The organism is Massilia sp. NBRC 108631 (assembly GCF_059704565.1).
The window spans coordinates 1-17,977 of sequence record NZ_BAAKJE010000145.1; the positions used below are offsets into that span (position 1 = coordinate 1).

General features: G+C 65.0%; 15 protein-coding genes. 10 read left to right on the plus strand and 5 right to left on the minus strand.

Features of this window, described 5'->3' with window-relative positions; genetic code table 11:
• Positions 1–55: 55 nt before the first annotated feature.
• Entirely contained in the window at positions 56–2,425 is a 2,370-nt protein-coding gene (gene metE, locus AC6H42_RS16340) for a 5-methyltetrahydropteroyltriglutamate--homocysteine S-methyltransferase (RefSeq protein ID WP_497548488.1), read from the minus strand.
• A gap of 127 nt (positions 2,426–2,552) precedes the next feature.
• Here metE and AC6H42_RS16345 point away from each other — a divergent pair, with 127 nt between their 5' ends.
• The 8 genes from AC6H42_RS16345 to AC6H42_RS16380 all read left to right on the plus strand — a co-directional run bounded on the left by AC6H42_RS16345 (position 2,553) and on the right by AC6H42_RS16380 (position 9,221).
• Entirely contained in the window at positions 2,553–3,461 is a 909-nt protein-coding gene (locus AC6H42_RS16345) for a LysR family transcriptional regulator (protein ID WP_057158563.1), read from the plus strand.
• A gap of 86 nt (positions 3,462–3,547) precedes the next feature.
• Entirely contained in the window at positions 3,548–3,781 is a 234-nt protein-coding gene (locus AC6H42_RS16350) for a hypothetical protein (RefSeq protein ID WP_057158562.1), read from the plus strand.
• Positions 3,782–3,836: 55 nt separating this feature from the next.
• The gene (locus AC6H42_RS16355; protein ID WP_057158561.1) at positions 3,837–5,015 is read left to right on the plus strand and encodes an acetyl-CoA C-acetyltransferase; all 1,179 of its coding nucleotides are present in this window, start codon (positions 3,837–3,839) and stop codon (positions 5,013–5,015) included.
• 74 nt (positions 5,016–5,089) lie between these two features.
• Positions 5,090–5,830 (plus strand): acetoacetyl-CoA reductase, encoded by a 741-nt coding sequence (phbB, locus tag AC6H42_RS16360; protein WP_057158560.1) that lies wholly within the window; start codon positions 5,090–5,092, stop codon positions 5,828–5,830.
• Between the two features lie 91 nt (positions 5,831–5,921).
• On the plus strand, positions 5,922–7,262 hold the full coding sequence (locus tag AC6H42_RS16365; RefSeq protein ID WP_497548489.1) for an amino acid deaminase: 1,341 nt from the start codon (positions 5,922–5,924) through the stop codon (positions 7,260–7,262).
• A 9-nt stretch (positions 7,263–7,271) separates the two neighbouring features.
• On the plus strand, positions 7,272–8,228 hold the full coding sequence (pip, locus tag AC6H42_RS16370; RefSeq protein WP_057158558.1) for a prolyl aminopeptidase: 957 nt from the start codon (positions 7,272–7,274) through the stop codon (positions 8,226–8,228).
• Positions 8,229–8,306: 78 nt separating this feature from the next.
• Positions 8,307–8,753 carry a DUF2721 domain-containing protein gene (locus tag AC6H42_RS16375; protein ID WP_057158557.1) on the plus strand — a complete coding sequence of 149 codons (447 nt, stop codon included), beginning with the start codon at positions 8,307–8,309 and terminating at the stop codon, positions 8,751–8,753.
• Between the two features lie 15 nt (positions 8,754–8,768).
• Positions 8,769–9,221: a hypothetical protein gene (locus AC6H42_RS16380; protein ID WP_057158556.1), complete on the plus strand. Its 453-nt coding sequence runs from the start codon at positions 8,769–8,771 to the stop codon at positions 9,219–9,221.
• A gap of 14 nt (positions 9,222–9,235) precedes the next feature.
• On the opposite strand, the gene AC6H42_RS16385 is transcribed toward AC6H42_RS16380, so the two are convergent.
• Positions 9,236–9,724 carry an SRPBCC family protein gene (locus AC6H42_RS16385; RefSeq protein WP_229418382.1) on the minus strand — a complete coding sequence of 163 codons (489 nt, stop codon included), beginning with the start codon at positions 9,722–9,724 and terminating at the stop codon, positions 9,236–9,238.
• Between the two features lie 258 nt (positions 9,725–9,982).
• Here AC6H42_RS16385 and AC6H42_RS16390 point away from each other — a divergent pair, with 258 nt between their 5' ends.
• Positions 9,983–12,025 carry an NADPH-dependent 2,4-dienoyl-CoA reductase gene (locus AC6H42_RS16390; protein ID WP_057158554.1) on the plus strand — a complete coding sequence of 681 codons (2,043 nt, stop codon included), beginning with the start codon at positions 9,983–9,985 and terminating at the stop codon, positions 12,023–12,025.
• 11 nt (positions 12,026–12,036) lie between these two features.
• Here the strand turns inward: AC6H42_RS16390 and AC6H42_RS16395 are convergent, their stop codons facing one another.
• The 3 genes from AC6H42_RS16395 to AC6H42_RS16405 all read right to left on the minus strand — a co-directional run bounded on the left by AC6H42_RS16395 (position 12,037) and on the right by AC6H42_RS16405 (position 16,882).
• Entirely contained in the window at positions 12,037–13,776 is a 1,740-nt protein-coding gene (locus AC6H42_RS16395; protein WP_057158553.1) for a cation:proton antiporter domain-containing protein, read from the minus strand.
• Positions 13,777–14,181: 405 nt separating this feature from the next.
• Positions 14,182–15,303 carry a beta-ketoacyl-ACP synthase III gene (locus AC6H42_RS16400; protein WP_497548490.1) on the minus strand — a complete coding sequence of 374 codons (1,122 nt, stop codon included), beginning with the start codon at positions 15,301–15,303 and terminating at the stop codon, positions 14,182–14,184.
• Positions 15,304–15,436: 133 nt separating this feature from the next.
• Complete coding sequence (locus tag AC6H42_RS16405; protein ID WP_057158551.1) at positions 15,437–16,882, minus strand: S41 family peptidase; 1,446 nt, start codon at positions 16,880–16,882, stop codon at positions 15,437–15,439.
• A 322-nt stretch (positions 16,883–17,204) separates the two neighbouring features.
• Here AC6H42_RS16405 and AC6H42_RS16410 point away from each other — a divergent pair, with 322 nt between their 5' ends.
• The gene (locus tag AC6H42_RS16410; RefSeq protein WP_497548491.1) at positions 17,205–17,789 is read left to right on the plus strand and encodes a hypothetical protein; all 585 of its coding nucleotides are present in this window, start codon (positions 17,205–17,207) and stop codon (positions 17,787–17,789) included.
• Positions 17,790–17,977: the final 188 nt, after the last annotated feature.

Sequence of the window (17,977 nt, forward strand, 5' to 3'; positions counted from 1 at the left end):
CTGGCCACTCCCGCGGCGGGAGCGGCCAGCGCCGCCGGGGGAAGGGGACGGCGTCCTACGCCGCGCGCAGTTCGCGCGCCGCCGCCACCATATTGCGCAGCGCGCTCTCGGTTTCCGGCCAGCCGCGCGTTTTCAGGCCGCAATCCGGGTTGACCCATAGCTGCGCCGCCGGGATCACGGCGCTGGCCTTCTTCAGCAGGCGCACCATCTCCGCCGTGTCCGGCACGCGCGGCGAGTGGATGTCGTACACGCCCGGGCCGATCTCGTTCGGGTAGCGGAAGGCGCCGAAGCCGGTCAGCAGCTCCATGGCCGAGCGGCTGGTTTCTATCGTGATCACGTCCGCATCCATGGCGGCGATCTGCGGCAGGATGTCGTTGAACTCGGCGTAGCACATATGGGTATGGATCTGGGTCGCGTCCGCGGCCACGCTGGCCGACACGCGGAAGGCGCGCGTGGCCCAGTCCAGGTATTCGCCCCAGCGGCTGCGGCGCAGCGGCAAGCCTTCGCGCACGGCCGGCTCGTCGATCTGGATGATGCCGATGCCGGCCTGCTCCAGGTCGGCCACCTCGTCGCGGATGGCCAGCGCGATCTGCAGCGTGGTCTGCGCGCGCGGCTGGTCGTCGCGCACGAACGACCACTGCAGGATGGTGACCGGGCCGGTGAGCATGCCTTTCACCGGTTTGCCGGTCAGCGACTGCGCGTGCACGGCCCAGTCCACCGTCATGGCTCGCGGGCGCGCCACGTCGCCGTAGATTACTGGCGGTTTCACGCAGCGCGAGCCGTAGGATTGCACCCAGCCCAGCTGCGTGAAGGTGAAGCCGTCCAGCTGCTCGCCGAAGTATTCCACCATGTCGTTGCGCTCCGCTTCGCCGTGCACCAGCACGTCCAGGCCCAGCTCCTCCTGGCGCGCGATGGCGTAGGCGATTTCCTCGCGCATGCTTTGCCGGTAGGCCGCCGCGCCGATCTCGCCGCGCTTGAAGCTGGCGCGCGCCGAGCGGATGGCGTGCGTTTGCGGGAAGGAGCCGATGGTGGTGGTGGGAAAGGACGGCAGCTGGAAGCGCGCGCGCTGCAGCGCCTGGCGGGCAGGGAAGGGCGAGGCGCGGCGGTCGGCGTCCTGCGGCAGCGCGGCGATGCGCGCGGCGAGCGCCGGGTTATGCACGCGCGGGCTGGCGCGGCGGCTGGCGCACGCGGCGCGGGCCGCGCTCCAGGCGGCGTCGAAGGCGGCGCTGTCGGCGGCGCTGCCGAAGGCCGCCAGGCCTGCACCTTGCGCGTCATCGGCGCCGGTGCGCAGCAGCGCGGCTTTCAGCAGCGCCAGTTCGCCCAGCTTTTCGCCGGCAAAGGCCAGCCAGTTCTTGATCTCGGGGTCCAGCGCGGTTTCCGGCTCCAGGCTGAACGGCGTGTGCAGCAGCGAGCACGAGGTGGACAGCCACAGCTTGCCGCCGCGCTTGGCGGCGATGGGCGCCAGCTGCGCCAGCGCCAGGTCGAGATCGGTGCGCCAGATGTTGCGCCCGTCCACGATGCCCACCGACAGCACCTTGTGCACCGGCAGCCAGTCGGCCACGCTGGTCAGCTCATGCGCGGCGCGCACGCCGTCCACGTGCAGGCCGGCCACCGGCAGGCGGCAGGCCAGGCTCACGTTTTCCTCCAGCGGCGAGAAGTAGGTCGCCAGCAGCAGCGGCACGCCCACCTGGGCCAGTTGCCAGTACGTGTGCTCGAACGCGTTGCGCCATGCAGGGGGCAGGTCCAGGCCGAGGATGGGTTCGTCGACCTGGACCCAGTGCACGCCTTGCCGCTTCAGGCGGTCCAGCACCGCGCCGTACACCGGCAGCAGTTTTTCCAGCAGGCTCAAGCGGTCGAAACCGGCCGCGCGCTCCTTGCCCAGCCACAGGAAGGTCAGCGGCCCGATCAGCACGGCCTTCACCGCGTGGCCCAGCGCCTGGGCTTCGGCCACCTCCGCAAACAGGCGCTCGCACGCCAGTGAAAATGCGGTTTCCGGCGAGAACTCCGGCACCAGGTAGTGGTAATTGGTGTCGAACCACTTGGTCATTTCCAGCGCGTGGGCGTCCTGGTGATGGTGGCTGCAGCCTTCATGGTGCTCATGCCGGCCGTGCGACACGCCGCGCGCCATCGCGAAATAGCGTGCCAGCTGGCTCTGCTCGGCGGTGAAGCCGAAGCGGGCCGGCTCGCAGCCCAGCAGCTGGATATGGTTGGCCACCTGGTCGTAAAAGGCGAAGTCGCCCACCGACACCAGGTCCAGCCCGGCGTCGCGCTGCTGGGCCCAGTGGCGCGCGCGCAGGGCCGCAGCGGTGGCTTCCAGTTCGGCTTCGCCGCTGTCGCCGCGCCAGTGTTTTTCCAGCGCGAACTTCAGTTCGCGCGCCGCGCCGATGCGTGGAAAGCCGGGGATATGTGTCTGAATTGGTTTCATGAAAGTTGTCATCCGCATTAAATATTGGTGAGGTAAAGTGTGCGGCAAACGCGTTTATAATCAAAACGAAAGATTTTGCGTTTCAACTTGAATGAATTTCATACAAAAGATAAACACAAGGCCCGCCATGCTGGAAATCCGTCACCTCCGCACCCTCAGCGCCCTGCGTTCAGCCGGCAGCCTGGTGCGCGCCGCGCAACTGCTGAACCTGACCCAGTCCGCCCTGTCGCACCAGATCAAATTGCTGGAAGACCGCTATGGCAGCCCGCTGTTCGAACGGAAATCGGTGCCGATCGGCTTCACCGCCACCGGCGCGCGCCTGCTGCGCCTGGCCGACACGCTGCTGCCGGAAATCGAGCAGGCCGAGCGCGACGTGGCGCGCCTGTCGCAGGGCGACCAGGGCCAGCTGCGGGTGGCGCTGGAGTGCCACACTTGCTTCGACTGGCTGATGCCGGTGATGGATGAGTTCCGCAAGCGCTGGCCGGACGTGGAAATCGACCTGGTGTCGGGCTTCCACAGCGAACCGGCCGACCTGCTGCGCGCCGGCAGCGCCGACCTGGTGATCGGCTCGGACTACAGCGCCGACTTCGCCACCTTCCCGCTGTTCCGCTTCGAGATCCTGGTGGTGATGGCGCAGAAGCACCGGCTGCAGGCGCAGCGCCGCCTGCACGCGGCCGACTTCGAGGGCGAAACGCTGATCACCTATCCGGTGCCGGAAACGCGCATCGACCTGATCCGTGAAGTGCTGCGCCCAGCCAATGTTGCCTTCGAGCGACGCACTGCGGAATTGACTGTGGCTATTTTGCAGCTAGTCGCTAGCCGCCGTGGTTTAGCGGCTTTACCGAATTGGGCAATAAAAAATTATGTTGATTATGATTATGTCAGCGCCCGCCCGGTTGGCGAGCAAGGTTTATGGAGCGACTTATTTGTTTCCGTACCGGAACCATTACGTGATAAAGCGTATGTCGTCGACTTCGTTAATGTGATACGTGAGCAGTGCGCGGCCACCTTGGATGGAATCAAATTGCTGTCGTAGCATTGATTAATGTCAAAGCCCGCGCCCCGGGAAGGCGCTAAGATCGAATTTTTTCCACCGCAGGACCGCGTCGATATAAGGAATTCATGTTTAGCCACGCACAGTATGCGCAAGCGCAATCCCTGATAGATGACCATCTCCGCAGCGTCTCCGATCTGGCCGTATTGCAGCGGGATTTTGTAAATGCGGCACTCGCCAACTCCACGGTCTTTTCCCGTCAAATGTGCAATGCCTTAAATGGCACGGGCGTGCTGTTCGTCGAAGCAACCGAGCAAATACAAGGGTTATTCAACCGCGTGCCCAACAAATCGTTAAAATGAATGCACCGCTAATCTTAATCACCTGACCACTCGGTTGGAAACTCTGGAGAATCAAATGGATGATGTAGTTATCGTAGCGGCCGGCCGCACCGCAGTTGGCAAATTCGGCGGCAGCCTGGCCAAGATCCCGGCAGCCGAACTGGGCGCCCATGTCATCAAGGGCCTGCTGGCCAAGACCGGCCTGGACGCCAACCTGATCAGCGAGGCCATCCTCGGCCAGGTGCTGACCGCCGGCGTCGGCCAGAACCCGGCGCGCCAGGCTGTCATCAAGGCCGGCCTGCCGACCAGCATTCCTGCCTACACCATCAACAAGGTGTGCGGTTCGGGCCTGAAAGCCACCCATCTGGCCACCCAGGCCATCAAGTGCGGCGACGCCAGCATCATCATTGCCGGCGGCCAGGAAAACATGAGCGCTGCGCCGCACGTGCTGAACGGCTCGCGCGACGGCTTCCGCATGGGCGACGTGAAGATGACCGACACCATGATCGTCGACGGCCTGTGGGACGTGTACAACCAGTACCACATGGGCGTGACAGCCGAGAACGTGGCGAAGAAATACGACATCTCGCGCGCAGCGCAGGACGAGTTCGCCCTGCAGTCGCAGCTGAAGGCCGAGGCGGCGCAAAAGGAAGGCAAGTTCAAGGACGAGATCATTCCGCTGGAAATCGCGCAGAAGAAGGGCACCATCGTGTTCGACGCCGACGAATACATCAAGCCGGGCTCCACGCTGGAAGCGCTGGCCGGCTTGCGTCCCGCCTTCAACAAGGAAGGCAGCGTCACTGCCGGTAACGCCTCCGGCCTGAACGACGGCGCCGCCGCCGTCATCATGATGAGCGCCAGCCAGGCGCGCGAGCTGGGCCTGACCCCGCTGGCCAAGGTGAAAGCCTACGCCTCGTCCGGTATCGATCCGGCCTACATGGGCATGGGCCCGGTCTCGGCCGCCAAGCTGTGCCTGAAAAAGGCCGGCTGGACCCCGGACGACCTGGACCTGATGGAAATCAACGAAGCCTTCGCCGCCCAGGCGCTGGCCGTGAACAAGGAAATGGGCTGGGACACCAGCAAGATCAACGTCAACGGCGGCGCGATCGCCATCGGCCACCCGATCGGCGCATCCGGCGCGCGCATCCTGGTCACCCTGCTGCACGAAATGGTGCGCCGCGACGCCAAGAAGGGCCTGGCCTCGCTGTGCATCGGCGGCGGCATGGGCGTAGCGCTGGCAGTCGAACGCGCATAAGAAACAGGCAGTACCGTAGCAGCAACAGGCAGTTCAGTTCTTTTAGTGTTCGAAACAATAAGAGGGGATGACAAATGGCAAGAATTGCATTGGTAACAGGTGGTATGGGTGGTCTGGGCGAAGCGGTGTGCATCAAGCTGGCCGCGCTGGGCTATAAGGTCGTGACCACATATTCCCCGAGCAACAAGAAAGTTGACGAATGGCTGGCCACGACGCGCGACATGGGCTTTGACTTCAAGGCTTACCCGTGCGACGTGGCGGATTACGACTCGGCGCAAGCCTGCGTCGCCGCCATCACGAAGGATATCGGCCCGATTGACGTACTGGTCAACAATGCCGGCATCACGCGCGACATGACCTTCAAGAAGATGGACAAGCTGAACTGGGACGCGGTGATGAGCACCAACCTGGATTCCGTGTTCAACATGACCAAGCCGGTAGCGGATGGCATGGTGGACCGTGGCTGGGGCCGCATCATCAACATCTCGTCCGTCAACGGCCAGAAGGGCGCTTTCGGCCAGACCAACTACTCGGCCGCCAAGGCCGGCGTACACGGTTTCACCAAGGCGCTGGCGCTGGAAGTGGCGCGCAAGGGCGTCACCGTCAACACCATCTCGCCGGGCTACATCGGCACCAAGATGGTGACGGAGATCCCGCAGGAAGTGCTGGATTCGAAAATCCTGCCGCAAATTCCGATGGCCCGCCTGGGCAAGCCGGAAGAAGTGGCCGGCCTGGTCGCCTACCTGTCGTCTGAAGAAGCGGCTTTCGTTACCGGCGCCAACATCGCCATCAACGGCGGCCAGCACATGTCCTAAGACCGGGCTGCAGCAAGCCACGAAAGCACCGCGCATGCGGTGCTTTTTTTTTGCCCTGCGGCGTAGGACAATGCGGCAGAGGAGAAACATCATGGACCGACATTTGCCCGAAGGCGGCCTGGCGCTCGACAGCCTGGCCGAACAGATGCTGCAGCCTGGCGTAAAAGGCCTGCCGCTGACTGAACCGATGCGCCAGGGCGCCATCCCCGTGCAGCGCTGGAACGTGCTGCGCGCCGACACCAGCTTCCCGGTCGCGCTGCTGAAGGAATCGGCGCTGTTGCACAACCTGGACTGGATGAGGCGCTTCTGCGAGCGCTACGGCGCGGTGCTGGCGCCGCACGGCAAGACCACCATGAGCCCGCAGCTGTTCGGCGCCCAGCTGGCCAACGGCGCCTGGGGCATGACCCTGGCCACCGCCGCGCAAGTGCAGGTGGCCTACCGTTTCGGCGTGCGCCGCGTGCTGCTGGCCAACCAGCTGGTGGCCCCGGCCGACATCCGCGCCATGCTGGCGCTGATGAAGGACGACCCGGGCTTCCAGTTTTACGCGCTGGTCGATTCCGACGCAGGCGTGCAGCGCCTGGCGCGCGCGGCGGCCGAAGCCAGGCTGGCGCGGCCCTTGCCGCTGCTGGTGGAGTTCGGCCTGCCCGGCAAGCGCGCCGGTTGCCGCACGCCGGCCGAAGCGATGGCGGTGGCCCAGAAAGTGGCCAAGGCCCCCGGCCTGCAACTGGCCGGCATCGAGGGCTATGAAGGCCTGCTGCAGGGCCACGACCGCGCCGCCAGCGTGGAAGCGGTGCGCGCCTTCGTGGCGCAGCTGGCCGCGCTGGTGCGCCAGGCGGACGGCAAGAAGCTGTTCGGCGGCGAACAGATCTTGCTGTCGGCCGGCGGCTCGGCCTATTTCGACCTGGTGGCGCACGGCTTTGCCGGGCTGGCTGGCCTGTCGCGGCCGGTGCTGCCGGTGCTGCGCAGCGGCTGCTACCTGACCAACGACCACGGCTCCTACCAGGACCTGACGCACGACATCGCCGCGCGCGAACACGCCGCAGACGGCCTGCGCCCGGCGCTGGAAGTGTGGAGCATGGTGACCTCGCGCCCGGAGCCCACGCTGGCCATCCTCAGCATGGGCAAGCGCGACGCGTCATACGACCAGGAACTGCCGATTCCGCTCTACACGCACCGCCCCGATGCGGCGCCGCAGGACGGCGCAAGGGCGGAACCGACCGACCTGCCGCCCGGCTGCCGCGTCGAAAAGATGAACGACCAGCACGCGTACCTGCGCCTGCCCGAAGGCGACGCGCTGTGCAAGGCGCTGCAAGTGGGCGACCTGGTCGGCTGCGGCATCTCGCACCCCTGCACCACTTTCGACAAATGGCCGCTGCTGCTGGTGGCCGACGATGCGTATACTGTGCGCTACGCCGTCAATACCTTCTTCTGAAAGCGATCCATGCCTGATTCGAACCAGTCCCTGTTCCCCGCCATCGCGCCGCTGCGCCACGGCATGCTGGAAGTCGACGCGCTGCACACCATCTACTGGGAGGAGGTCGGCAATCCGAACGGCACTCCGGTGCTGTTCCTGCATGGCGGCCCCGGCGCCGGCCTGTCGCCGGCGCACCGCCGCTTCTTCGACCCGCAGCAGTACCGCGTCATCCTGTTCGACCAGCGCGGCGCCGGCAAGTCCACCCCGGTGGGCGAATGCCGCAACAACACCACCCAGCTGCTGATCGGCGACATCGAGCGCCTGCGCGCCATGTTCGGCATCGAGCAATGGCTGGTGTTCGGCGGTTCCTGGGGCTCCACGCTGGCGCTGGCCTACGGCCAGGCGCATCCCGAACGCTGCCTGGGCTTCGTGCTGCGCGGGATCTTCCTGTGCACCCAGCCCGAGATCGACTTCTTCCTCGAAGGTTCGCGCTGGTTCCACCCGGACGTGTACGACGAATTCGTGGCGCCGATTCCGGAACAAGAGCGCGGCGACCTGCTGCAAGCCTACGTCAAGCGCATCATGAGCGACGACCCGGCCGTCTACTGGCCGGCGGCGCGCGCCTGGAGCCGTTTCGAAGGCCGCCGCGTGTTCCTGCTGCCGCAGCCCGAGGAAGCGCCGTCGGACGCGATGGACCTGGGCGTGGGCCGCCTGGAATCGCACTACATGGCCAACCTCGGCTTCTTCGAGGACGAACAGCTGCTGCGCAACGTGGACAGGATCGCCCACCTGCCGGCGGTCATCGTGCAGGGCCGCTACGACGTGATCTGCCCGCCGGTGTCGGCCTGGAAGCTGCACAAAGCCTGGCCCGGCTCGGTGATGAAGATGATCCCGGACGCCGGCCACGGCGCCATGGAGCGCGGCATTTCGGCGGCGCTGGTGGCGGCCACCGAGCAGTTCAAGCGCCTGCGCCGCTTCGAATAAGGCCTTGCGGCCTGTTACACTACGGTCTGGATCCCCAGCAAGCCCAAGAACAAGCAAGTACCCAAGCACGAACGCGCAATGAATATACAAGTCGGCGATATAGGACACATCATCCAACTGGCGATTGCGCCGGTCTTCCTGCTCACGGGCGTTTGCACCAATTTGATGGTGCTGACCAACCGCCTGGCGCGCATCATCGACAGGTCGCGCGTGCTGGAAGACCGGCTCGACGTTGGCTACAACGACAACTACCTCAATGAACTGGACGTGCTATACCGGCGTTCGCACCTGATCAACGTCTCGATTGGTTCGTCGACCGGCTGCGGCCTGCTGATTTGCCTGGTGATTGCCATGCTGTTCGTGGGCGACACCACCAACGTCACGCTGGACAAATACATCGCCGGCTTGTTCGTGCTGGCCATGCTGGGCCTGATCATGAGTTTCGTCTACCTGCTGCGGGAGATTTTCATCGCTTCCGCCGCCATGCGCGCGCACCGCCACGTGCGCCCTCCCCTACAGAAATAAGAGAAACACTGCGCCATGCACGACTATCAACGCCCCCCGACCCTGTACCGCTACGGCGAGCGCAGCGACCTTGAACTGGCCCTGACGCAGGGACAGTTCATCCTGCATCCGGCTTCCAACTGCCTCACGCTGAGCTTTTCCAAGGCATGGGACCGCAAGCTGTTCGACCTGTTCACGGCCGACGCCTGCCTGGTGATCCACAACACCGAAGAATTCGGCGAGCGCATCCACCGCGCCGTGCAGCGCGCGCTGCCCAGCTGGGCCGGCATCGACGGCGCCGTGGAATACGGCCACCGCGCCGCCCTGGGCGCCGCCTTCACCAAGACGGCTGCCGAGAAGCAGGAGCGCGAATGGCAGTTCGCCTGGCGCGCCATGCAGGCCAACCTCAGTCTCAACTCGGTGATGATCAAGATCGGCAGCATCGAGCAGTTCGCCGAGTTGCGCGGGCCGGAATACGCGGCGCAGTAAGCGCACGCAGCCGGCTAGTTCCTGGCCGCGGTGCTGTCCGGCCGGTCGATGCGCGCCAGCACGGCGCCCATCATGCGTTCGATATCGCCGCGGATGATATTGGTGCCCAGCAGCCCGGGCACGTAGAAATTCGGCACCAGCCTGCCGGTGTAGACCACTCTGGTCCCGCCCTCGGGCAGCGGAAACAACTCCCAGCGCGACTCGTAGTGCTTCATGTCGCCCGAAATCAGGGCGATATCGATGCTTTGCATCGGCGTTTCCGTCGCGCGCACCACCAGGTGGATGGACTTGGACATGAACAGGAAGCGCGCCGTGCCGAACTGTTCGATGATCACTTCATTGCCGTTGCGCGACAGCACCCGGCAGGACGCCATGTCCGGCACGAACTCGTTCATGCGCTCATAGGTGGTGAGCGTCTTCCACACGGTGGCCAGCGGTGCTTGCACGACGCCGCTGGCGTCCACTTCGTACAAGTGCAAGGCGTCCTGCGTGACCCGCGACACTGAAACTTCCAGTTTCGGCAGCTCAAGTTTCGGCCCCTGTGCGAGTAGCGGCGCAGAAATGCTGAATAACAAAATGGCAATCAATCGCTTCATCTGTCCAGCGTAAGGGAATAACTGTCGAAACACAAGTACGGCACAATACGCTTACAAATTAAGTGCTTACAGAGCATTAGCGGTATTTTAGTAACATTGGTCTAGAGAAAACGGCTCTAATGCGGAATGAGGTGCCAGCCACCGCCAACGCAACCAATAATCAAAATGACAACGCCAAGCTACCCGCACCTGCTCGCTCCCCTGGACCTCGGCTTCACCACGCTGCGCAACCGCGTCATCATGGGCTCGATGCACACCGGCCTGGAAGACCGCTTCTACAATTACGGCAAGCTGGCCGCGTTCTACAAGGAGCGTGCCAAGGGCGGAGTGGGGCTGATCGTCACCGGCGGCATCTCGCCCAACCGTTCCGGCTGGCTGCTGCCTTTCGGCGGCACCCTGAATTTCCTGGGCGACGTGCCCAACCACCGCAAGGTCACCAGCGCGGTGCACCAGGAAGGCGGCAAGATCCTGATGCAGATCCTGCACGCGGGCCGCTACGGCTACCAGCCTTTCGTGGTGTCCGCTTCCGACCGCAAGTCGCCGATCTCGCCGTTCAAGCCGCGCGCGCTGAGTGAGGCCGGCATCCAGGCCACCATCCGCGACTACGCGCGCTGCGCCAAACTGGCCAGGAAGGCCGGCTACGACGGCGTGGAAGTGATGGGCAGCGAAGGCTATTTGCTGAACCAGTTCCTGTGCGCGCGCACCAATTTGCGCACCGACCGCTGGGGCGGCAGCATCGAAAACCGCATGCGCCTGCCGGTGGAAATCGTCAAGCGCATCCGCGCCGCGGTGGGACCGGACTTCATTATCATGTACCGCCACTCGCTGCTGGACCTGGTCGACGGCGGCAACACCTGGGACGACGTGCTGGCCGTGGCCAAGGCCCTGCAGCATGCCGGCGTCACCATCCTCAACACCGGCATCGGCTGGCACGAGGCGCGCGTGCCCACCATCGTCACCTCGGTGCCGCGCGCGGCTTTCGCCAGCGTGGCGGGCCGGCTGCGGCGCGAAGTGACGATACCGGTGGTGGCGTCGAACCGCATCAACATGCCGGGCGAAGCGGAAGGCATCATCGCGCGCGGCGACGCCGACATGGTGTCGATGGCGCGCCCCTTCCTGGCCGACCCCGAATTCGTGGCCAAGGCGGCGTCCGGACGGGTGGACGAGATCAACACCTGCATCGGCTGCAACCAGGCCTGCCTGGACCACACCTTCTCCAACAAGCGCGCCAGCTGCCTGGTCAACCCGCGCGCCTGCCACGAGACCGAGCTGGTCTACAAGCCCGCCGCCAAGCGCCGCAAGGTGGCGGTGGTGGGCGCCGGCCCGGCCGGCCTGTCGGCCGCCACCGTGGCCGCCGAATGCGGCCACGACGTGACGCTCTTCGATTCCAGCGACAGCGTGGGCGGGCAATTCAAGGTCGCCATGCAGATCCCGGGCAAGGAAGAATTCGCCGAGACCATCCGCTACTTCAAGCGCAAGCTCGAGCTGACCGGCGTCCATCTGCAGCTGGGCCAGCGCGTTACGCGCGCGCAGCTGCTGGCCGGCGGCTATGACGACGTGATCGTCGCCACCGGCATCAAGATGCGCAAGCCGCCGATTGACGGCATCGACCATCCGAAAGTGCTGTCCTACCTGGATGTGCTGGCGCACAAGAAGCCGGTCGGCAAGCGGGTAGCGATTATCGGCGCCGGCGGCATCGGCTTCGACGTCGGCGAATACCTGCTGCACGACCCGCGCCATCCGCTGCCGCTGGCGGTGGATACCTGGACCAAGGAATGGGGCGTGGACCTGAAGGCCACCACCGGCGGCGGCCTGGTGCCGCCGAACGCTGACGAACCGGTGCGCCAGCTGTACCTCCTGCAGCGCAAGACCTCCAAGCTGGGCGCCGGACTGGGCAAGACCTCGGGCTGGGTGCACCGCGCGGTGCTGGCGCGCAATGGCGTGGTGATGCTGGCGGGCGTGCAGTACAACAGGATCGACGATCACGGCCTGCACATCACGGTGGACGGCGGCGAGCGCCTGCTGGCGGTGGACAACGTCATCATCTGCGCCGGCCAGGACAGCCTGGCCGAGCTGATGCCGCCCGCCGGCGCCGCTGCGGAAAACGGCGCCCCGCGCTTTCACAAAATCGGCGGTGCCGCGCTGGCCTCCGAGCTGGACGCCAAGCGCGCCATCAAGGAAGGCGCCGAACTGGCAGTCAGCTTGTAGGCGCCAAAGGATCAGTGGCCGTTGTGCGCGCGCGGCTGCCTGAAATCGTCCAGCACGAATTCGGCCATGCCGTTGGCCAGCTCGTGCTCGCCGATGAAGATCTTGCCGGCCCGCTCATTGCTGAGCAGCTCGGCCTCTTCTTCGCTGTGCGTGCGCACCACCGTCTTGATGTTGGGATTGAGCGCGCGCGCCGTCTCCACCATGCTGCGCACGTGGAAGGTGTCCGGCGTGGCGATCACCAGCATGCGGGCGCGCGCAATATGCGCCTGGATCAGCACCGCAGGCTCGCCCGCATTGCCGGCCACCGCAGGGATGCCTTCCTTGCGCAACTGGTCCACCACCTCGCGGTTCTGTTCCGCCACCACGAAGGGAATGCGCTGCGCGGTGAGCGCGGCGGCAATGCGGCGGCCCACGCGGCCGTAGCCCACCAGCACCACCTGGTCATGCAGATGCTCCTGCGGCACCGTCATCGGCAGCTCGGCCAGCGGGTCGGCGCTGCGGTCGAATTTGGCGGCCAGGCCGGTGTTGCGGCCGAACCAGCGCTCCAGCGGCTTCACGGCGAGGAACACCACCGGGTTGAGCGCGATGGAAATGATGGCGCCCGCCAGGATCAGGCTCTGGCCCTCGTGCGGCATCAGCTTGAGCGAAATGCCCAGCGCCGCCAGGATGAAGGAGAACTCGCCGATCTGCGCCAGGCTGGCCGATACCGTCAGCGCGGTGCGCAGCGGGTAGCGCAGTACGATCACCAGCAGATAGGCCGCGATCGATTTGCCGAACACGATGATGCCCACCACCGCCAGCAGCTTCAGTGGCTGCTCGGTGACGATGGTCGGCTCGAACAGCATGCCCACCGAGACGAAGAACAGCACCGCGAACGCGTCGCGCAGCGGCAGCGATTCCTCGGCCGCGCGGTGGCTCAGTTCCGATTCGCGCAGCACCATGCCAGCGAAGAAGGCGCCCAGTGCGAACGAGATGCCGAACAGTTTGGTCGCGCCGTAGGCGATGCCGACCGCGGCGGCGATCACGCATAGCGTGAACAGTTCGCGCGAATTGGTGCGCGCCACCTGCCACAGCAGCCAGGGGAACAGCTTGCGGCCGATCAGCAGCATGAAGGCGATGAAGCCGCCCACCTTGCCGAACGTGATGGCCAGCGTCTGCCACAGCGGGACGGCTGCTGCTGCGGCGGCATCGGCCGCGCCGTGGCCGTCGTCCGGCGTCACGCCGCCCAGCGAGGACGCCAGCGGCGGCAGCAGCACCAGCACCAGCACGGTGACCAGGTCCTCCACCACCAGCCAGCCGACTGCGATGCGGCCATTGAAGGAATCGAGGATGCCGCGCTCCTCGAGCGCGCGCAGCAGCACCACGGTGCTGGCCACCGACAGTGCCAGGCCGAACACCAGACCGCCGCCTATGCTCCAGCCCCACCAGTGCGCCAGCGCCATGCCCATGCCGGTGGCCGCCGCGATCTGCAAGATCGCCCCCGGCAATGCGATGCGCCGCACTTCCCACAGGTCGTCCAGCGAAAAATGCAGGCCCACGCCGAACATCATCAACATCACGCCGATCTCCGCCAGCTGGCCGGCCAGCACGGTATCGGCTGCAAAGCCCGGTGTCGCCGGGCCGATCAGGATGCCGGCCGCCAGGTAGCCCACCAGCGCGGGCAGTTTCAAGCGGGTGGCGATGAAGCCGAATATCAGCCCGAATCCGAGCGCGGCGGCGATGGTGGTAATCAGCGGAATGTCGTGGGGCATGCGTGCGGGGTTCCTCTCAGGTGGCGGGTTGTAAAGCAAACCACCCCAGTATAACCCGCCGCGCCCCCCTTCGTGACTTTGCGCCCCCCGAAAAACATGTTGTCAGCAGATGTGCAGAGATCGTAGGACGATCAGCGATGATGGAGGCCACATGGGGTCAGCCACATGGGGTCTGACCCCGAAGCGGGTAATTTGCGGCTGAGCTTACTTGTAGGAGGGGGCCTAGTGGCGTAAGACCGCAACTTGCGCACCATCGCCCCAATGGCACTGCTGCTTCATGATCCTCCCCCGGCGCCCGCTAAAACGAAGCAAGCTGAGCCGCATTTTGCCAACCCCGGGGTCAGACCCCGAAGTGTGGCAAATGCGGCTCAGCTCGTTTGTAGGAGGGGGACTAGCGGTGTGGGATTACAACTTGCGCACCACCACCGCGCCGATCGAGTAGCCGGCGCCGAAGGAGCAGATGACGCCCAGCGCGCCTTGCGGCAGGTCGTCGTTGTACTTGTGGAAGGCGATGATGGAGCCGGCCGACGAGGTGTTGGCGTAGGTGTCCAGGATCACCGGCGCTTCGCCCGGCTCGGCGTCGCGGCCCAGGATCAGGCGGCTGATCAGCAGGTTCATGTTCAGGTTGGCCTGGTGCAGCCAGTAGCGGCTCACCTGCGGCACTTCCAGTCCGGCGCGCGCGATGCTTTCCTTGATCATCTCGGCCGCCATCGGGCACACGTCCTTGAACACCTTGCGGCCCTGCTGCTTGAACAGCTTGTCCGGCTGGCCCGCGCCCGCTTCGTCGAAGCGGTTCAGGAAGCCGAAGTTGTTGCGGATGTTGTTGGAGAAGCTGGTCTTCAGCTTGGTGTCCAGGATTTCCCACTGGTGCTTCGACACCGCCGCGTCCTTCGCTTCCACCACGATGGCGGTGCAGGCGTCGCCGAAGATGAAGTGGCTGTCGCGGTCGCGCCAGTTCAGGTGGCCGCTGGTGATCTCCGGGTTCAGCACCAGCACCGCGCGCGCCTGGCCGCTTTGCACCGCCGCCACCGCCTGCTGGATGCCGAAGGTGGCCGAGGAGCAGGCCACGTTCATGTCGAAGCCGTAGCCGTCGATGTTCAGCGCCTGCTGCACTTCCACCGCCATGGCCGGGTAGGCGCGCTGCATGTTGGAGCAGGCCACCAGCACCATGTCGATGTCGGCAGCGCTGCGGCCGGCGCGGTCCAGCGCCTGCTGGGCGGCGGCCACGCAGATTTCTGCCTGCAGCGACAGCTCGTCGTCCGCGCGCTCGGCAATGCGCGAGACCATGCGCTTGGGGTCCAGGATGCCTTCCTTTTCCATCACGTAGCGCGACTTGATGCCGGACGCCTTCTCGATGAAGCCCACGCTGGACGGTTCCAGTGCCGTCACCGAGCCCGCTTCGATGCCGGCCGCGTTCTCGGCGTTGAACTGTTCGACGTAGGTGTTGAAGCAGGCCACCAGTTCTTCGTTGCTGATGGAGTTCGCTGGCGTGAAGAGGCCGGTGCCGCTGATGACGACTTGTTTCATATTCTTCAATCTTTCTCTTGTGGATAGGGCTGTCGCCTTTATGGGAGAAATTCTACACGAACGCTCGTACTAAAAATGAAGAACGGCGCCACAAAGGGCGCCGCAGCTTGCCGGAATGCCGTTTTGACCGACTTTATTTTCGCATAGGATCCTTGGCCACGGGATCGGCCGCCTGCACCAGCTTCGATTCCTGCTTGGCCAGCTGCACCGGCAAGCCTTTCAGGTGGTTCAGCGCCTGCTGCAGCTGGAAGTCGTCGCCGCTGCCGTATTCCAGCGGCTTGCGTTTGCGCTCGGCCGCCAGGATGCGCAGCTGCTCTTCGGCTTCGTCGCGCTTGCTCTTGGCGCCTTCCTGCTCGCGGTCGTTGGACAGGTGCTTGACCAGGTCCGCCTCGCGCATGCGCAGCGCGTTCAGGCCGTCGCCGTCGGCGTTTTCGTCCACCAGCAGTTCCGGGGTAATGCCCTTGGCCTGGATCGAACGCCCGTTCGGCGTGTAGTAGCGCGCCGTGGTCAGTTTGACGGCCGTGTCGGCGGTCAGCTGGCGGATGGTTTGCACCGAGCCTTTGCCGAAGGTCTGGCTGCCGATGATGGTGGCGCGCTTGTAGTCCTGCAGCGCGCCGGCCACGATTTCGGAGGCGGACGCGGAACCGGTGTTGACCAGCACCGCCATCGGCACCTTCTTCACCGCCGCCGGCAGCTTGGCCAGCACGTCGCCCTCGCTGCGCAGCGCGTAGTATTCGGGACGGCCGTAGAAGGTCTGGCGCGAATCGGGCAGCTGGCCGTTGGTCGAGACGATGGCCGCGTCCTTCGGCAGGAAGGCCGCCGCCACGCCGATCGCGCCTTGCAGCACGCCGCCCGGATCGTTGCGCAGGTCCAGTACCAGGCCCTTGATATTGGGATCCTGCTTGTACAGTTCGGTGATCTTGGCGGCCAGGTCGTCCACCGTGGGCTCCTGGAACTGCGCCACGCGCAGCCAGGCGTAGCCCGGCTCGACGATTTTCGCCTTCACGCTTTTCTGCACGATTTCTTCGCGCGTGATGTGGAACACCAGCGGTTCCGGCTCGTCCTTGCGCAGCACCGTCAGTGACACTTTGCTGTGCGGCTCGCCGCGCATCTTCTTCACGGAGTCGTCCAGGCTCAGGCCCTTGACCGGGGTCGAATCGAGACGGGTGATCAGGTCGCCCGCCTTGATGCCGGCGCGGTAGGCCGGCGAGTCTTCGATCGGCGCGACGATCTTGATGTAGCCGTCCTCGCTTTGGCCAATCTCGATGCCCAGGCCGACAAACTTGCCCTGCGAGCCTTCGCGCAGCTCGGCGTAGGCTTTCTTGTCGAGGTAGGCCGAATGCGGATCGAGCGAAGCGACCATGCCGGAAATGGCTTCCGTCAGCAGCTTCTTGTCTTCCACCACTTCCACATAATCGGATTTGATGAGGCCGAATACGTCGGCCAGCTGGCGCAGTTCTTCCAGCGGCAGGGCTGGATCGGCGGGGCGCTGGGCCATCGCGGAGAACTGCAGGGAGACGGCAATGCCGGCGACGACACCCAGGCCGACCAGCCCGGTATTCTTGAGTTTCTTGCCCATGTTTCACCTGTGTCAAGCTGCCGCAGTCACTCTACTGCGCGCCAATTCAGTATAAACCTGATTTCCGGCAATCTGCGTAGCTCGCCTGTAATTTATCTGCGCTTTACGGCGATTTACACCACAGCATGTTAGGCCGCCAATATTGCCGCTTTTTCGCCTCTGTATCGCTTCTGTAAAGCTTGCGTTCACGACAGTAAGGAATTGTAAGAGTGCGGGAAGCCTGCAAAATCAGGGTATACAGTGGATTCGTAGTTCTTCTCTACCCTGTAGTGGTTTTTTCCGCCTGCGCTCCCGCGCAGGCTTTTTTTTGCCTGGAGCCCAGATGACAAGCGAGACAAATAAGCTGATTTCAACATATGCCCGCACCCTGCTGCTGACCAGCGCGCTGGCCTTTTTGCTGCCCGCAGCGCCCGCGTTGGCCGTGCCGGTGAGCGAGATGCGCGCCGAAGACCTGCTGGCCATGGCCACGGAATTCCGCAAGGAGCTGAACCTCAATCCCAACCAGTCCACGCTGTGGCAGCAGACCGAGAACCGCACCCGCGCCCTGCTGCGCGAACGCCAGTCGCGCCGCGAGCGCATGCAGGCCGCGCTGCGCCCCGCGCTGGATCGCAAGGACGTGGAACTGCGCGAACTGGCGGGCGGGCTCGATGCGGAAGCGGCCGCGTCGGCAGCGGAGGAACGGCAGCTGCGCGCATGGTGGCTGGATGTCAACGATGCACTGGATGAAACGCAGCGCAAGCAAGCGGCGGTATTCCTGGCCGAGCAGATGCAGCGCGTGGCAGGCGGCGCGCTTGGCGAACGGGGCGAGCGTCCGAAAGAGGGCGGCGCGCCGGGGCGCGGCGAGCACAAGGGCAAGGGCGGCATGGGCGGCGGCATGGGCGGGATGGGCGGCGGCCGGGGCGGCTGATGCGGCCATGCCACAGCCCGTGCCTGCGCCGTGTATCGAAAAGTAAAAAGCGCCCGCCGGCGCGGCCCGCCGGCGTCCACCCCGCTTAGAATGGCGGCTGGAACCAGGTGCGCATCAGCCAGACCAAGAGCTGCAAGCCGTCCGCTGGGAACCACATCTAACAAGGAGAGAGCAGTTGAAACGTACTA

Coding starts and splice junctions, on each gene's coding strand:
- metE (WP_497548488.1), bottom strand. CDS start 2,425: ATGAAACCAATTCAGACACATATCCCCGGCTTTCCACGCATCGGCGCG.
- AC6H42_RS16345 (WP_057158563.1), top strand. CDS start 2,553: ATGCTGGAAATCCGTCACCTCCGCACCCTCAGCGCCCTGCGTTCAGCC.
- AC6H42_RS16350 (WP_057158562.1), top strand. CDS start 3,548: ATGTTTAGCCACGCACAGTATGCGCAAGCGCAATCCCTGATAGATGAC.
- AC6H42_RS16355 (WP_057158561.1), top strand. CDS start 3,837: ATGGATGATGTAGTTATCGTAGCGGCCGGCCGCACCGCAGTTGGCAAA.
- phbB (WP_057158560.1), top strand. CDS start 5,090: ATGGCAAGAATTGCATTGGTAACAGGTGGTATGGGTGGTCTGGGCGAA.
- AC6H42_RS16365 (WP_497548489.1), top strand. CDS start 5,922: ATGGACCGACATTTGCCCGAAGGCGGCCTGGCGCTCGACAGCCTGGCC.
- pip (WP_057158558.1), top strand. CDS start 7,272: ATGCCTGATTCGAACCAGTCCCTGTTCCCCGCCATCGCGCCGCTGCGC.
- AC6H42_RS16375 (WP_057158557.1), top strand. CDS start 8,307: ATGAATATACAAGTCGGCGATATAGGACACATCATCCAACTGGCGATT.
- AC6H42_RS16380 (WP_057158556.1), top strand. CDS start 8,769: ATGCACGACTATCAACGCCCCCCGACCCTGTACCGCTACGGCGAGCGC.
- AC6H42_RS16390 (WP_057158554.1), top strand. CDS start 9,983: ATGACAACGCCAAGCTACCCGCACCTGCTCGCTCCCCTGGACCTCGGC.
- AC6H42_RS16395 (WP_057158553.1), bottom strand. CDS start 13,776: ATGCCCCACGACATTCCGCTGATTACCACCATCGCCGCCGCGCTCGGA.
- AC6H42_RS16400 (WP_497548490.1), bottom strand. CDS start 15,303: ATGAAACAAGTCGTCATCAGCGGCACCGGCCTCTTCACGCCAGCGAAC.
- AC6H42_RS16405 (WP_057158551.1), bottom strand. CDS start 16,882: ATGGGCAAGAAACTCAAGAATACCGGGCTGGTCGGCCTGGGTGTCGTC.
- AC6H42_RS16410 (WP_497548491.1), top strand. CDS start 17,205: ATGACAAGCGAGACAAATAAGCTGATTTCAACATATGCCCGCACCCTG.